Origin of the sequence: Marinifilum sp., from assembly GCF_965230805.1 — a bacterium.
In the GTDB taxonomy this organism is placed as follows: Bacteria; Bacteroidota; Bacteroidia; order Bacteroidales; family Marinifilaceae; genus Marinifilum.
The window spans coordinates 2,875,847-2,889,700 of record NZ_OZ246019.1 but is presented as its reverse complement, the minus strand read 5'-3'; the positions used below and the strand labels follow the sequence as shown (position 1 = coordinate 2,889,700).

16 protein-coding genes are annotated in these 13,854 nt (G+C 36.5%); 5 read left to right on the top strand and 11 right to left on the bottom strand.

All coding sequences use genetic code 11. The annotated features are described in order from the left end of the window. Positions 1-203: 203 nt before the first annotated feature. The 4 genes from ACO05S_RS11655 to ACO05S_RS11640 all read left to right on the top strand — a co-directional run bounded on the left by ACO05S_RS11655 (position 204) and on the right by ACO05S_RS11640 (position 4,025). On the top strand, positions 204-2,267 hold the full coding sequence (locus ACO05S_RS11655) for a transketolase family protein (protein ID WP_421918180.1): 2,064 nt from the start codon (positions 204-206) through the stop codon (positions 2,265-2,267). A gap of 253 nt (positions 2,268-2,520) precedes the next feature. Next, entirely contained in the window at positions 2,521-3,075 is a 555-nt protein-coding gene (locus ACO05S_RS11650) for an RNA polymerase sigma factor (RefSeq protein ID WP_421918179.1), read from the top strand. A gap of 67 nt (positions 3,076-3,142) precedes the next feature. Next, the gene (locus ACO05S_RS11645) at positions 3,143-3,532 is read left to right on the top strand and encodes a hypothetical protein (protein ID WP_421918178.1); all 390 of its coding nucleotides are present in this window, start codon (positions 3,143-3,145) and stop codon (positions 3,530-3,532) included. Positions 3,533-3,542: 10 nt separating this feature from the next. Continuing rightward, positions 3,543-4,025 carry a hypothetical protein gene (locus tag ACO05S_RS11640; protein ID WP_421918177.1) on the top strand — a complete coding sequence of 161 codons (483 nt, stop codon included), beginning with the start codon at positions 3,543-3,545 and terminating at the stop codon, positions 4,023-4,025. Between the two features lie 54 nt (positions 4,026-4,079). On the opposite strand, the gene hisS is transcribed toward ACO05S_RS11640, so the two are convergent. The 3 genes from hisS to ettA all read right to left on the bottom strand — a co-directional run bounded on the left by hisS (position 4,080) and on the right by ettA (position 8,065). After that, positions 4,080-5,441, bottom strand: coding sequence for a histidine--tRNA ligase (hisS, locus tag ACO05S_RS11635; RefSeq protein WP_421918176.1), 1,362 nt, complete (start codon positions 5,439-5,441; stop codon positions 4,080-4,082). Between the two features lie 498 nt (positions 5,442-5,939). Beyond that, complete coding sequence (locus ACO05S_RS11630) at positions 5,940-6,293, bottom strand: DUF4870 domain-containing protein (protein WP_421918175.1); 354 nt, start codon at positions 6,291-6,293, stop codon at positions 5,940-5,942. Positions 6,294-6,376: 83 nt separating this feature from the next. Beyond that, positions 6,377-8,065 (bottom strand): energy-dependent translational throttle protein EttA, encoded by a 1,689-nt coding sequence (gene ettA / locus ACO05S_RS11625; RefSeq protein ID WP_421918174.1) that lies wholly within the window; start codon positions 8,063-8,065, stop codon positions 6,377-6,379. A gap of 217 nt (positions 8,066-8,282) precedes the next feature. On the opposite strand from ettA, the gene ACO05S_RS11620 reads away from it, so the two are divergent. Further along, entirely contained in the window at positions 8,283-8,789 is a 507-nt protein-coding gene (locus ACO05S_RS11620) for a response regulator (protein WP_421918173.1), read from the top strand. A gap of 72 nt (positions 8,790-8,861) precedes the next feature. Here the strand turns inward: ACO05S_RS11620 and eno are convergent, their stop codons facing one another. The 8 genes from eno to infA all read right to left on the bottom strand — a co-directional run bounded on the left by eno (position 8,862) and on the right by infA (position 13,805). Continuing rightward, on the bottom strand, positions 8,862-10,145 hold the full coding sequence (gene eno / locus ACO05S_RS11615) for a phosphopyruvate hydratase (RefSeq protein WP_421918172.1): 1,284 nt from the start codon (positions 10,143-10,145) through the stop codon (positions 8,862-8,864). A 202-nt stretch (positions 10,146-10,347) separates the two neighbouring features. Next, positions 10,348-10,863, bottom strand: a complete 516-nt coding sequence (gene rplQ / locus ACO05S_RS11610) for a 50S ribosomal protein L17 (RefSeq protein ID WP_421918171.1) — start codon at positions 10,861-10,863, stop codon at positions 10,348-10,350. Between the two features lie 6 nt (positions 10,864-10,869). After that, positions 10,870-11,862 carry a DNA-directed RNA polymerase subunit alpha gene (locus ACO05S_RS11605; protein WP_421918170.1) on the bottom strand — a complete coding sequence of 331 codons (993 nt, stop codon included), beginning with the start codon at positions 11,860-11,862 and terminating at the stop codon, positions 10,870-10,872. A gap of 21 nt (positions 11,863-11,883) precedes the next feature. Then, positions 11,884-12,492, bottom strand: a complete 609-nt coding sequence (gene rpsD / locus ACO05S_RS11600) for a 30S ribosomal protein S4 (protein WP_421918169.1) — start codon at positions 12,490-12,492, stop codon at positions 11,884-11,886. Between the two features lie 145 nt (positions 12,493-12,637). Further along, the gene (gene rpsK / locus ACO05S_RS11595; protein WP_421918168.1) at positions 12,638-13,027 is read right to left on the bottom strand and encodes a 30S ribosomal protein S11; all 390 of its coding nucleotides are present in this window, start codon (positions 13,025-13,027) and stop codon (positions 12,638-12,640) included. A 14-nt stretch (positions 13,028-13,041) separates the two neighbouring features. Beyond that, complete coding sequence (rpsM, locus tag ACO05S_RS11590) at positions 13,042-13,419, bottom strand: 30S ribosomal protein S13 (protein ID WP_421918167.1); 378 nt, start codon at positions 13,417-13,419, stop codon at positions 13,042-13,044. Positions 13,420-13,455: 36 nt separating this feature from the next. Continuing rightward, positions 13,456-13,572: a type B 50S ribosomal protein L36 gene (gene ykgO / locus ACO05S_RS11585; protein WP_054714088.1), complete on the bottom strand. Its 117-nt coding sequence runs from the start codon at positions 13,570-13,572 to the stop codon at positions 13,456-13,458. Between the two features lie 11 nt (positions 13,573-13,583). Beyond that, entirely contained in the window at positions 13,584-13,805 is a 222-nt protein-coding gene (gene infA / locus ACO05S_RS11580; RefSeq protein ID WP_054714084.1) for a translation initiation factor IF-1, read from the bottom strand. Between the last annotated feature and the right edge of the window lie 49 nt (positions 13,806-13,854).

Here is a 13,854-nt window from a genome sequence, read left to right as displayed (position 1 = left end):
TATTATACCAATATTACAAACTCACATAGCACTTTTTCTGTTGATGAAATATAAATACAGGACGGGAATGATTTGAATCTCTTTGGTTTACAAATCTTTTATTTAAACAAGATTCGCTCAAAAAGGATTGCATTTTTGTTTATATTTGCATGCATTAATAAAACCTTACCAAGTTTTTATCATTAAAATCTCATTTTATAAAAATGGATCTAAAAGAAATGAACAACCAAGTGGATCTTACGGTAACTGACAAGGCTTCGGATAACATTCGTATTCTTGCAGCTGCTATGGTAGAAAAAGCAAAGTCCGGACACCCTGGAGGTGCTATGGGTGGTGCTGATTTTGTAAACGTACTTTACTCCGAATTTTTAAACTTCGACCCATCGGATAAACAATGGATCAATCGTGATCGCTTTTTCCTTGATCCGGGTCATATGTCGCCAATGCTTTATTCCATTCTTGCATTAACGGGCAACTATAGTATGGAGGAACTTGCAAACTTCAGACAATGGAGCTCCCCAACTCCCGGACACCCAGAAGTTGATATTGAAAGAGGTGTTGAAAATACTTCCGGTCCACTAGGACAAGGTCATACAATGGCTGTTGGTGCTGCCATTGCTGAGCGTTTCCTTGCCGCACGTTTTGGTGAATGGATGTCTCACAAAACTTACACTTTTATTTCTGATGGTGGAATTCAGGAAGAAATTGCTCAAGGTGCAGGTAGAATTGCCGGAACTTTAGGACTAAGTAACCTAATCATGTTCTACGATTCTAACAACATTCAGCTTTCAACAAAAGTTGATGAAGTTACAATAGAAGATACAGCTAAAAAATACGAAGCTTGGGGATGGAACGTTATTACGATTGATGGTAACAACGCATCGGAAATTCGTGTTGCACTACTAGCGGCTAACAACGAAACAGAACGTCCTACTCTTATTATTGGTGAAACCGTAATGGGTAAGGGTGCTGTTGATGCCGATGGTTGCAGCTTCGAAAATATGGTTTCTACTCACGGACAGCCTCTAGGTGCTGCTGGTGCTTCTTTAGACAAAACTATCGAAAACTTAGGTGGTAATCCCGAAAAACCATTCCAAATTTTCCCTGAAGTAGAGGCTTACTACAAAGAAGTTCTTAAAAAGAAACAAGAATATGCTGATACTAAAAAAGCTGAACAAGCTGAATGGGCAAAAGCAAATCCTGAATTAGCTGCTAAACTGGAAAAATTCTTTAACGGTGATGCTCCGGAAATTGATTACGCATCTATCGAGCAAAAATCAGGTGCGGCAACTCGTGCTGCTTCTTCTGCTGTATTAGCCGAATTGGCAAAAAGTGTTGACAACATGATTGTTTCGTCTGCCGACTTGAGTAACTCAGATAAAACTGACGGATTCTTAAAACAAACAAAAGCAATCGCAAAAGGTGATTTCTCGGGTGCATTCTTGCAAGCTGGTGTTGCGGAGTTAACAATGGCTGCAATTTGTAACGGTATTGCGCTTCACGGTGGTGTATTTGTCGCTTGTGGTACTTTCTTCGTATTCTCGGATTACATGAAACCAGCCGTTCGTTTATCGGCACTTATGCAAGTTCCTGTGAAGTACATCTGGACTCACGATGCTTTCCGTGTAGGTGAAGACGGACCTACTCACCAACCAATTGAGCAAGAAGCGCAAATTCGTTTGTTGGAGCAATTGAAGAATCACTCTGGTGAAATGAGTTTATTGGCTCTTCGTCCTGCTGATGTTGATGAAACAACAGTTGCATGGAAAATGGCTATGGAGAACACAAAAACCCCAACTGCTTTGATCTTATCTCGCCAGAATATTAAAGATCTTCCGGCTGCAAACGGAAACAGATATGAGGAAGCTTTGGCTGCCGAAAAAGGTGCTTACATTGTTGAAAAACCAGAATCTACTCCTGATGTAATTCTATTAGCTAGTGGTTCTGAGGTTTCAACTTTGGTTGCCGGTGCTGAAATTTTGAAAGCTGATAAAGGTTTGAAAGTACAAATCATTTCAGTTCCTTCTGAAGGATTGTTCAGACAACAATCGGCTGAATACCAAAACGAAGTTATTCCTGCTGGAATTCCTGTTCTTGGTTTAACTGCTGGTTTGCCTGTAACACTTCAAGGATTGGTTGGTCCTAAGGGAAAATCGGTAGGTTTAGATCATTTCGGTTACTCAGCACCTGCTGGAGTTTTGGATGAAAAATTTGGCTATAATGCCGAAAATGTTGTGAAAGAAGTTGAAACATTGCTTCAAAAATAAAACACGATTCAAGATACGAATCCGGAGTCAGTTTGATTCCGGATTTTTTTTGCCCTAGTGTACATTCATTAAACCTTTTTAAAAGAAGTAAGTCTTACCCTTCGAGAAGCAATTGCAAATGGCTACTTTTAATTGCGATTGGTGTTCATGCTATGCTTATCTGCGAAAGCATGATAAAAAAATAGAAACCCATTGGCATTATTCTTAGTAAGTTTGAAGCAAAGAATAAATTTCAATTATAGATTAGATATTGATGAATAATATATCTGACGAAGAAATATTACAACTTTTTCAGGATAAGAAAACCCAAAGTCAGGCTTTTTCAATGTTGGTGAGAAAATACCAGGAAAGACTGTATTGGCAAATCAGGAAAATTGTATTATCGCACGATGATGCTGATGATGTTTTGCAAAACACTTTCGTGAAGATCTGGAAAGGTTTGATTAAGTTTAGGTACGATGCTAAATTTTTTACTTGGATGTACCGAATTGCAACCAACGAATCACTAACATTTTTAAAAGAGAAGCAGAGACGAAATATTGCTTTTGCCAATAAAGATGTGGAAGAGATGTTAATTGCCAATTTGCAGGCCGATGAATATTTTGATGGAGATCAGGCGCAAATAGAATTCCAAAAGGCAATTTTGAGGTTGCCCGAAAAACAACGCCTCGTGTTTAATATGAAGTATTTTGATGAACTGAAATATGAAGAAATTTCAGAAGTTCTTGAAACATCGGTTGGAGCTTTAAAAGCATCCTATCATCATGCAGTAAAAAAAATTGAGTCTTTTCTTAAGTTGGAGTGTTAGCAATATCAATCCAATATTAAATGATTAAACCAAATTAAATTTTGACAGTCTATAAAATATATGAATCATGAATAATCTGTCAGACATGAAAAAAGATCAAGCATTTAAAGTTCCTGAAAATTATTTTGAGGATCTTAGTGATCGAATCAACAAAAGAATTAAGCAAGAAGAGAATCCAAAGAAAAGGAATTTGGTTCAATTACTTAAGCCATACATGTGGATGGCAGCCAGCGTTATTGGATTTGTTTTGGTAGCAAAACTTATATTGACCACGGTCGTTCCTACTGAATACCAAAATCCACAGATATCGCAAATCGAAGATACAAGCTCCATTAACACAGAAAATATTGATTCTGATTTGTTTTTTGATGGCATGCCGGAACCTACTACTGACGAAATTATTGAATACCTTTCGGATTACGATATCACAACCGATGATTTATTAGCGAACTTATAATTATTAAAATATGAAACGATTAATCCTATCAATATCAATTGTAATGCTTTTTTGTTTCGCGGCAATGGCGCAAAAAGGAAAAGGCGAAGGTCGTGGCAGAATGCATAAGGAAATTCAAGCTCAAAAGGTAGCATTCATTACACAAAGATTAGCCTTAACACCTGAAGAAGCTCAATTATTTTGGCCTGTTTACAATGAATTTGAAAACAAGAAAGAACAACTTAGACAGGATGGTAGGGTATTGTTCCGTAAAATCAGAAATGGTTTGGATAGTATACCTGAGAGCAAATTGGTTCAGATAAGCGACAACATGATTTCCCTTAGAGTGAAAGAAGCACAACTAAACATGGAGTATCATGAAAAATTTAAAAAGGTTCTTCCCATAAAGAAAGTGCTTGAACTATATCATACCGAAAAACAATTTCAGAACATGTTGCTAAGGAAAATAAAAGAAAAAGGGCGTCATATGGGCCAGCGCGAAAGACATAAATGACTACAAAAAAGGGCTGTTCGTTGACAGCCCTTCTATTTTTTAAGCCACTTTAAACTATGCTAGTTTTTCAATTAATTGCACTGGAGTTAATTTTTCCTGATCGCCAGTTTCCATGTTTTTCAAACTCACAACACCCTCTTCCATTTCGCTTTCACCAACCATAATCACGTAAGGAATATTTTTGTTGTTGGCATATGTCATTTGCTTTTTCATTTTCTGCGATACAGGATAAATTTCGGCATTCACACCATTGGCACGCAATTTAGCTAAAACTGGTAAGCAGAATAATTCCTCTTTCTCGCCAAAATTAATGAACAACACTTTGGTTGTAGCTGCAGTTTCCTCTGGGAACTTATTCATTTGTTCTAACACATCGTAAATACGATCTGCACCAAACGAAATACCAACTCCAGAAACATCTTTCAAACCAAAAATACCGGTTAAATCGTCGTAACGCCCTCCTCCGGTAATGCTACCAAACTCCATATCTTTAGACTTTACCTCGAAAATGGCTCCAGTATAGTAATTCAAACCTCTGGCAAGAGTTAAATCCAATTCAACTTCGGTTTTTACATCTAGTTTTTCCAGGTAGTTGAATACGGTTTCCAATTCCTCGATACCCTTCATCCCAACTTCCGAACTGGCCAATAACTCTTTTAATTTTGCAGTTTTTTCGGCATTGGTGCCCGATAACAAAATAATTGGCTGCAGCATTTCAATTGCTTTCGCAGATACTCCCTTCTCTGCCAACTCTTTGTTTACATTCTCCAATCCAATTTTGTCAAGCTTATCGATAGCAACCGTGATATCGATAATTTTCTCGGCCTCACCAATAATTTCGGCAATACCTGCCAAAATTTTACGGTTATTGAATTTTACAACTACATTCAATTGCAGCCTGCGATATACTTCATCAACAATCTGTATCAATTCAACTTCATTTAAAAGCGAATTACTTCCTATCACATCAACATCGCACTGATAAAATTCACGGTAACGTCCTTTTTGCGGACGATCGGCTCTCCACACCGGCTGAATTTGGTATCGCTTAAAAGGGAAACTAATATCGTTACGATGCTGAACAACGTAACGAGCAAATGGTACAGTTAAATCGTAACGAAGACCTTTTTCACTAATCTTTGTTGTAAGCTTAACCGAATTGCGCTCTTGCAATTGTTCATCGCGCACTTTCGAGATAAAATCTCCCGAATTCAATACCTTAAAAAGTAATTTATCCCCTTCTTCTCCATATTTTCCCATTAGAGTTGAAAGATTTTCCATTGATGGAGTTTCAATCGGCATGAATCCATACAATTGAAAAACATCTTTAATGGTATCAAAAATATAATTTCTCTTCACCATTTCAACAGGTGAAAAATCTCTCGTTCCTTTAGGAATAGACAGTTTTTGAGCCATTTCTTATTCTTTATTTTGATTTTTTATCAGATTTACAAAAATATTAAATATTTCGATAGTAGCACAGTTTGTTACTTAAGACGAGAATGATTAGTGAAAAAATCTTTTTGAAGCTTCCAATTATTTTTGTTAGCCTGAAAATATCTTTAAACCTAAGTTGGCCGTCTATTTATTCTTTTCGAGATATTTGAAAAGAAATCAATCAATAGCCCCAAAATAAATGGATAATACCACTCCTGTAAATTCAAAATCAACAAAAGTATTATTGATATCAGGAACAATACATTTACTGATAGTTTGAGGTATTCAAAAAGTTTCCATTCGGATATCGACTTATAGAAAAGTAAGAAGATTTGAACCCCTGAATAGCAAAGAATTCCAGAAGAAAATAATAATTCTCCGTAAGAAAGATTTTTGAACAATCGGTAACCACCAATAAAAATTAAGACAACCCCTAAAAAGTAGATTGTCTTGTATAATGAGAAAGATTTCATTTAATCAATTTAATATTTTTATACTGAGCGGATATTCGTAGTCTTCACCAGTTAAGGTTTTAACAACAGCCATCACTACGAAAATAAGGTTTACCAAACCAAGTGCAATTAATAACAAAATACCAATGCCTATTATTATTAAAAAGGCTGAAACAAAAAGATAAATACTCATTGAAATTTGAAAATTCAAAGCTTTTTTCCCTTCTCTATCAACCAAAGCAGAATGGTCTTTTTTCATCGACCATAAAATAAGTGGTCCAATAATATTTCCAAAAGGAAAGATAAACATTGCTAAAGCAGATAAATGACAATACATTGCCCAATTTCTTTCATCGTTAGGTGTTGCAAATTCGCTCATAATGTTTTTTAATTAAGAATAATATTAGCTTAAGTTACAAAAAATAAGGGAAGATTCCTTTTCAAAATCTTCCCTCTGTCTTCTTAATCTGCAATTAATTTCTTGTATCTGATACGTTTAGGACCTTCATCTCCTAATCGTTTCTTGCGATTAATTTCGTAATCAGAATAGCTTCCTTCAAAATAGTAAACTTCAGAATTACCCTCGAATGCAAGAATATGTGTAGCAACTCGATCAAGGAACCAACGGTCGTGTGAAATAACAACTGCACAACCTGCAAAACTTTCTAAACCTTCTTCAAGAGCACGAAGTGTATTTACATCGATATCATTCGTAGGCTCATCCAGCAGTAGCACATTTGCCTCTTCTTTCAAAGTTAAGGCCAAGTGTAAGCGATTTCTCTCACCTCCTGAAAGCACTCCACATTTCTTTTCCTGATCGGCACCAGAAAAATTAAATCTGCTTACATAGGCACGTGCATTCAATTGTCTGCCTCCAACAGATATCAATTCTCCTCCTCCCGAGATTACTTCGTAAACTGTTTTCTCAGAATCAATATCAGCATGTTGCTGATCTACATATCCAACTTTTACAGTTTCACCAAGCTCAAAAGTGCCTTTGTTTGGTTGCTCCAATCCCATAATCATGCGGAACAGGGTAGTTTTACCCGCACCATTGGGACCAATAATACCAACAATACCTGCAGGTGGCAATTCGAACTCAAGATTTTCGAACAGCAATTTGTTTTCGAACCCTTTGGCAACTTCTTTCGCATGAATAACTTTATTGCCTAAACGAGGACCATTAGGAATGAAAATCTCCAATTTCTCTTCCTTTTGTTTCACATCCTGATTCATCAAAGTATCGTAAGCTTTTAAACGTGCCTTATTTTTAGCCTGTCGAGCTTTCGGAGCCATATTAACCCATTCCAACTCTCGCTCAAGTGTTTTTCTTCTCTTACTAGCCACTGTCTCTTCCTGAGCGAGTCTTTTCGATTTCTGATCCAGCCAAGAAGTGTAATTCCCTTTCCAAGGAATACCTTCACCTCTATCCAACTCCAGAATCCAACCTGCAACATTATCCAAAAAGTAACGGTCGTGAGTAATACAAATAACAGTGCCTTTATACTGATGCAGATGCTGCTCTAACCACTGCACCGATTCAGTATCCAAATGATTGGTAGGCTCATCTAAAAGAAGAATATCCGGCTCTTGAAGCAACAAGCGACACAATGCAACACGACGGCGCTCTCCTCCAGATAAATGTTGAACCAATGCTTCTCCATTAGGACAACGAAGCGCGTCCATTGCCCTTTCTAGTTTTGTATCCAGATTCCATGCATCGAATCGGTCAATCTTTTCCTGAAGAACAGCCTGCTCATCCATTACAGCTTGCATTTTATCAGGATCTTCAAGAACTTCGGGGTCAGCAAATTTTAAATTCACAGCTTCATAGTCTGCCAAAACTTGCACAATTTCTTGAACACCTTCTTGTACAATTTCCCTTACAGTTTTGCTGGCTTCCAACTGTGGCTCCTGCTCCAAATATCCAATGGTATGTTCTTTTGGCCAAACTACATGTCCATCGAATGATTTTTCAAGACCAGCTATAATTTTAAGCAAAGTTGATTTTCCTGAACCATTCAATCCAATAATCCCTATTTTAGCGCCATAAAAGAATGAAAGGTTGATGTTATTAAGTACTTTCTTCTGAGGTGGGAAGATTTTACTTACCCCCATCATAGAAAAAATAATTTTCTTATCGTCAGACATTATTACAAGTTTTTAATTTATCTAGCTTAATAAGCTCAAAAATAAAAAAATGATGGTAGTTCTTTGTTACTAAAATTGATTAGAATGCAATACATTAAGTTTTACTGTGAATAACTAAATCTTTTTATGTTGATTGTTTTAAGAGAACTAACTTTTAATTCCACTTTAAATTCTATATTTTTAGATATTAATCGTTGGGGTAATTGATAAGCACAAAATGGTACACGAAAAATTAACAGCATTGCTTGAAGAAATTGGCATTGAGACAAAGAAAAAAATATATTGGGAAGAAAGTATTGAATCAATACAGATCGTAAAAACTCATCCAAACAAGACTAATACAAAAATTGAAAATGTTAGAGTTTTACTGGTCGAGGATCAACCCAGCAACAGAAAAACGCTTGAGGTTTACTTAAAACACAAAGTTGGCAAAGTAGATATTGCTGAAAATGGAAAGCAAGCCGTTGAAAAATTCTCTGAGAACGAATATGATATTATCCTTATGGATCTTCAGATGCCAATTATGGGGGGTATTGAGGCCTCTCTAAGAATTAAAAAAATTGAGCAAGATAGAAAGGTTAAGAGATCGATCCCAATAATTGCCTTTACGGCAAATTATTATTCCGATGATAAAGATATTTCTGTAGAAATTGGTATGGATGTGTATTTATCCAAGCCTTTCCAATGCAAGACTATATACGAACTGATTCAAGAGTACGCTTAATGATCTTAAGATATGAACAAAAAAGAGGGATTCTCAATTGAATCCCTCTTTTATTAAATACTAAATATCCGATTAACATCCGAACTGAGCGTTAGCTCCCAATTCTTCTTCGATACGAAGTAATTGGTTGTACTTAGCCATACGATCTGAACGACTTAATGAACCTGTTTTGATCTGACCAGAGTTAGTAGCTACAGCAATATCTGCAATGGTAGCATCTTCAGTTTCACCTGAGCGATGAGAAGTTACAGAGGTATAACCTGCACGGTGAGCCATTTCAATAGCATTCATAGTCTCAGTTAAAGTACCGATTTGGTTTACTTTAATCAAGATTGAGTTAGCAGCCTTTAACTCGATACCTTTTGACAAGTATTCAACGTTGGTTACAAATAAATCGTCACCTACCAACTGACACTTATCACCAATCTTAGCGTTTAGGGCTACCCATCCGTCCCAATCGCCTTCGTCCATACCATCCTCAATAGAATCGATTGGGTATTTCTCAATTAATTCTGCCAAGAAAGCAGCTTGCTCTTCAGAGTTTCTTTTCACTCCGTTTGGCTCGAAAATGCCGTAGTCATATATACCATCTTTAAAGAATTCGGAAGCGGCACAGTCCATAGCGATAGAAACATCACCACCATCTTCTTTCCGACCTGGCTTGTAACCTGCATTAGTAATAGCAGTCAAAATGCACTCAATTGCTTCCTCAGTACCACCTAACATTGGAGCGAATCCACCTTCATCACCTACTGCAGTAGAAAGGTTTTTACCTTTCAATACTTTAGCAAGAGCATGAAATACTTCCGCACCCATTCTTAAAGCTTCACGGAAAGAAGGAGCGCCAACAGGACGAATCATGAACTCTTGGAAAGCAATTGTAGCATCAGAGTGAGAACCTCCGTTGATGATGTTCATCATTGGTACTGGAAGTACTGTTGCATTAGTTCCACCAATGTATCGATACAATGGCATACCTGAGTAATCAGCAGCCGCTTTTGCAGTTGCTAAAGACACGCCTAACATAGCGTTAGCTCCCAAATTCGACTTAGTTTTAGTACCATCCAGCTCTAACATTTTAGTATCAACAGCAACCTGATCGGTAGCATCCATACCCACTAAAGCTTCAGCGATAACGGTATTTACGTTTTCTACAGCTTTTAGAACTCCCTTTCCAAGATAACGAGCTTTGTCACCATCACGAAGCTCTAATGCTTCATTTTCACCTGTAGAAGCTCCTGACGGAACTGCAGCGCGTCCCATTACGCCACTTGCTAATGTTACTTCAACTTCAATAGTTGGGTTTCCACGTGAGTCAAGAATCTCACGACCGTGAATCTTTACAATTTCAGACATAACTTACGTATTAAATAATTATAATAGCAAATAATTTAACTTCTTAATTTTCAACCCTAAATTTCGTCATTTTCAAGCAAATTATAACGCTGTTTGTATGTAAAACATATTAAACTTTTAACGCAAACGTTGCAAAAATATTCAGGGCATTAAAAAAGGGATAAAGATTAACTTTACCCCTTTTAGTATTCTTACAGAAAGACTATTCTTCCTTCTTATCGGCTTCCTCAGCAGCTTGGCCAGCCTCTTCTGCTTTAGCGTCAACAGTATCACTTCCTTCTGCCTTAGTAGTTGCTTTACCTCCGCGTCTTCTTCTTGTAGACTTCTTAGCTTCTGTTTTCTTCTCAGTTGTGTAAGTTTCGTTGAAATCAACTAACTCGATATAACACATCTCAGCATTATCACCTAAACGGTTACCACTTTTTAAAATTCTGGTATAACCACCGCTTCTAGTAGTAATTTTAGGTGATACTTCTCTGAACAATTCCGTAACCGCTTCTTTTTGCTTCAAGTAGCTAAATACAACACGTCTTGAGTGAGTGGTATCATTTTTACTTTTGGTGATTAATGGCTCAACATACATTTTTAAAGCCTTAGCTTTAGCTGTAGTAGTTGAGATTCTTTTATGCAAAATCAAGGAAGATGCCATATTTGCAAGCATAGCTTTTCTATGAGCTGCCTTTCTTCCTAAGTGATTAAATTTCTTTCTATGTCTCATTTTACCTTATTCCTTATCTAATTTGTACTTAGAAATATCCATACCGAAAGTAAGATTTAATGATACTAATAGATCATCTAATTCGGTTAGAGATTTCTTACCAAAGTTTCTAAATTTAAGAAGATCGTTTCTGTTGTACTGTACTAAATCTCCTAAAGTATCAACATCGGCAGCTTTCAAACAGTTCAATGCTCGAACTGAAAGATCCATGTCCACCAATTTGGTCTTCAACAACTGACGCATGTGCAATACCTCCTCATCAAACTCCTCATTTGCAAATTTCTCGTCTGAATCAAGAGTAATCTTTTCATCAGAGAAAAGCATGAAGTGATAAATAAGAATTTTAGCAGCCTCTTTCAATGCATCCTTTGGATGAATAGAACCATCAGTAGTAATCTCGAAAAGTAACTTTTCATAGTCAGTTTTCTGCTCTACACGATAGTTTTCAACTTCATATTTTACATTCTTAATAGGAGTGTAAATTGAGTCGATTGGAATTACACCAAACTCTACATCTACAGGTTTATTTTCAACAGAAGGCACATAACCACGACCTTTATTAATAGTTAAATCTAACTGCAATTTAGCAGAGCTATCCATTCTGCAAATTACAAGCTCCGGATTTAACACTTCGAAACCGGTAAGGAACTTGTTAATGTCGCCTGCTGTAAAAGTTTCCTGATCCGAAATGGTAACTGTCACCAATTCATTGTCCACCTCTTCAACTCTTTGTTTAAACCGTACCTGCTTCAAGTTCAGGATCATCTCAGTTACATCTTCGATAACTCCTGGAATAGTTGAAAACTCATGGTCAACTCCCTGAATTTTGATAGTTGTAATAGCGAAACCTTCAAGAGAGGAAAGTAAGATTCTTCTTAAAGCGTTACCTATTGTAATACCATATCCAGGCTCCAATGGACGAAATTCGAATTTCCCGAATTTATCGTCTGCGTCGAGCATGATAACTTTGTCCGGTTTTTGGAAAGCTAAAATTGCCATAAATTACTTATTAACTATTTATTACTTAGAATACAATTCAACGATTAACTGTTCCTTGATATTTTCAGGAATTTCTGTTCTTTCAGGTATGTTTAAAAACTTACCGCTGAGAGAGGTTTGATCCCATTCCAACCAAGATGCTTGGTTATATCTGGCAGTTGATAAAGAATCGGTAATAACTTCTAGAGATTTCGATTTTTCGCGAATTCCAATAATATCTCCAGTTTTTACCGAGTATGAAGGAATGTTACATATCTGTCCGTTAACAGTTACATGTTTATGGCTAACCAACTGACGTGCAGCTGATCTTGTTGGAGCAACACCTAATCTGTAAACCACGTTATCTAAACGACATTCAAGAAGTTGTAACAAAACTTCACCGGTAATACCCTTACTTCTTGCGGCCTTTTTAAATAAGTTCGAGAATTGTTTCTCCAATACACCGTAAGTGTATTTTGCTTTTTGCTTTTCTTTTAATTGAACCCCGTATTCAGACATCTTTTTTCTGCGACGGCTGTTACCGTGCTGACCTGGAGGGTAATTCTTATTTTCAAATGCTTTATCAGGTCCAAAAATTGGCTCACCAAATTTTCTAGCAATTTTTGACTTTGGTCCTATATATCTAGCCATGTTATCTTAAAATTTAAATTTTTCTACAAATAGAAACTTTGCTTGCTTAGTTTTGAACTACAAAAGTGCCGCGATTTTTTAGAGAGGATTCAAAAAAAAATAATCCAAAGCCTAAGTTTGCATTTTTTATTAAACCTTATATTTATTAAACTCTACGTCTCTTAGGAGGACGACATCCGTTGTGTGGAAGTGGAGTAACGTCTACAATTTCTGAAATATCAATTCCACATGAATTGATAGCACGAATAGCAGATTCACGCCCGTTACCGGGACCTTTAACAAATACTTTCACTTTTCTTAACCCTAAATCGTGAGCAACTTTACCACAGTCTGTCGCAGCTTGTTGTGCAGCATAAGGAGTATTCTTTTTAGACCCCCTAAAGCCCATTTTACCAGCTGATGACCATGAAATAACTTGTCCATTATTATTGGTTAAAGAGATAATAATATTGTTAAACGATGAATGGATATGAGCCTGTCCTACAGCCTCAATCTTCACAACTTTTTTCTTTACTGATGTTGACTTCTTTGCCATATTTTAACAATTAATTATTTAGTCGCTTTCTTCTTATTTGCAACTGTTTTTCTTTTCCCTTTTCTGGTACGCGAGTTGTTTTTCGTTTTTTGTCCACGCAAAGGTAAACCAATACGGTGACGAACGCCACGATAACAACCAATATCCATCAAACGCTTAATATTCAACTGTGTTAAAGAACGCAACTCCCCTTCAACCTTAAAGTTTGCATTAATCGCTTGACGAATCTTAGCAGATTCATCATCTGTCCAGTCTTTTACCTTAGTATCATGCGCCACACCCGCTTCGTCCAAAATCTGACGAGCAGCACTGCGACCAATACCAAAGATATAAGTCAAGCTAATTACACCTCTTTTATTTTGAGGCAGATCAACTCCAACAATTCTAGCCATAAATTAAATATTTATCTTTTAATAAAATTAATCAAATTATCCCTGACGTTGCTTGAACTTAGGATTCTTTTTATTAATCACATATAAACGTCCTTTTCTTCTAACAATTTTACAATCTTCAGAACGTTTTTTTACAGATGCTCTTACTTTCATTTTTATCGAGTTTAATTTTTGTATCTAAAAGTAATGCGCCCTTTAGTAAGATCGTACGGTGACATCTCTACCTTAACCTTATCACCTGGTAAGATCTTAATGTAGTGCATTCTCATTTTACCGGAGATGTGAGCTGTAATCACATGACCGTTTTCAAGTTCTACACGAAACATAGCATTTGATAATGCTTCGGTAATAGTACCGTCTTGTTCTATTGAAGGCTGTTTAGCCATAAGCTCTTTATATTTTATTAGTTTATTCTTCAATAAATTCAAAACCGGA

Bases quoted from the DNA above. Each gene is read 5' to 3' on its own strand.
- ACO05S_RS11655 (WP_421918180.1), top strand. From the start codon at position 204: ATGGATCTAAAAGAAATGAACAACCAAGTGGATCTTACGGTAACTGAC.
- ACO05S_RS11650 (WP_421918179.1), top strand. From the start codon at position 2,521: ATGAATAATATATCTGACGAAGAAATATTACAACTTTTTCAGGATAAG.
- ACO05S_RS11645 (WP_421918178.1), top strand. From the start codon at position 3,143: ATGAATAATCTGTCAGACATGAAAAAAGATCAAGCATTTAAAGTTCCT.
- ACO05S_RS11640 (WP_421918177.1), top strand. From the start codon at position 3,543: ATGAAACGATTAATCCTATCAATATCAATTGTAATGCTTTTTTGTTTC.
- hisS (WP_421918176.1), bottom strand. From the start codon at position 5,441: ATGGCTCAAAAACTGTCTATTCCTAAAGGAACGAGAGATTTTTCACCT.
- ACO05S_RS11630 (WP_421918175.1), bottom strand. From the start codon at position 6,293: ATGAGCGAATTTGCAACACCTAACGATGAAAGAAATTGGGCAATGTAT.
- ettA (WP_421918174.1), bottom strand. From the start codon at position 8,065: ATGTCTGACGATAAGAAAATTATTTTTTCTATGATGGGGGTAAGTAAA.
- ACO05S_RS11620 (WP_421918173.1), top strand. From the start codon at position 8,283: ATGGTACACGAAAAATTAACAGCATTGCTTGAAGAAATTGGCATTGAG.
- eno (WP_421918172.1), bottom strand. From the start codon at position 10,145: ATGTCTGAAATTGTAAAGATTCACGGTCGTGAGATTCTTGACTCACGT.
- rplQ (WP_421918171.1), bottom strand. From the start codon at position 10,863: ATGAGACATAGAAAGAAATTTAATCACTTAGGAAGAAAGGCAGCTCAT.
- ACO05S_RS11605 (WP_421918170.1), bottom strand. From the start codon at position 11,862: ATGGCAATTTTAGCTTTCCAAAAACCGGACAAAGTTATCATGCTCGAC.
- rpsD (WP_421918169.1), bottom strand. From the start codon at position 12,492: ATGGCTAGATATATAGGACCAAAGTCAAAAATTGCTAGAAAATTTGGT.
- rpsK (WP_421918168.1), bottom strand. From the start codon at position 13,027: ATGGCAAAGAAGTCAACATCAGTAAAGAAAAAAGTTGTGAAGATTGAG.
- rpsM (WP_421918167.1), bottom strand. From the start codon at position 13,419: ATGGCTAGAATTGTTGGAGTTGATCTGCCTCAAAATAAAAGAGGTGTA.
- ykgO (WP_054714088.1), bottom strand. From the start codon at position 13,572: ATGAAAGTAAGAGCATCTGTAAAAAAACGTTCTGAAGATTGTAAAATT.
- infA (WP_054714084.1), bottom strand. From the start codon at position 13,805: ATGGCTAAACAGCCTTCAATAGAACAAGACGGTACTATTACCGAAGCA.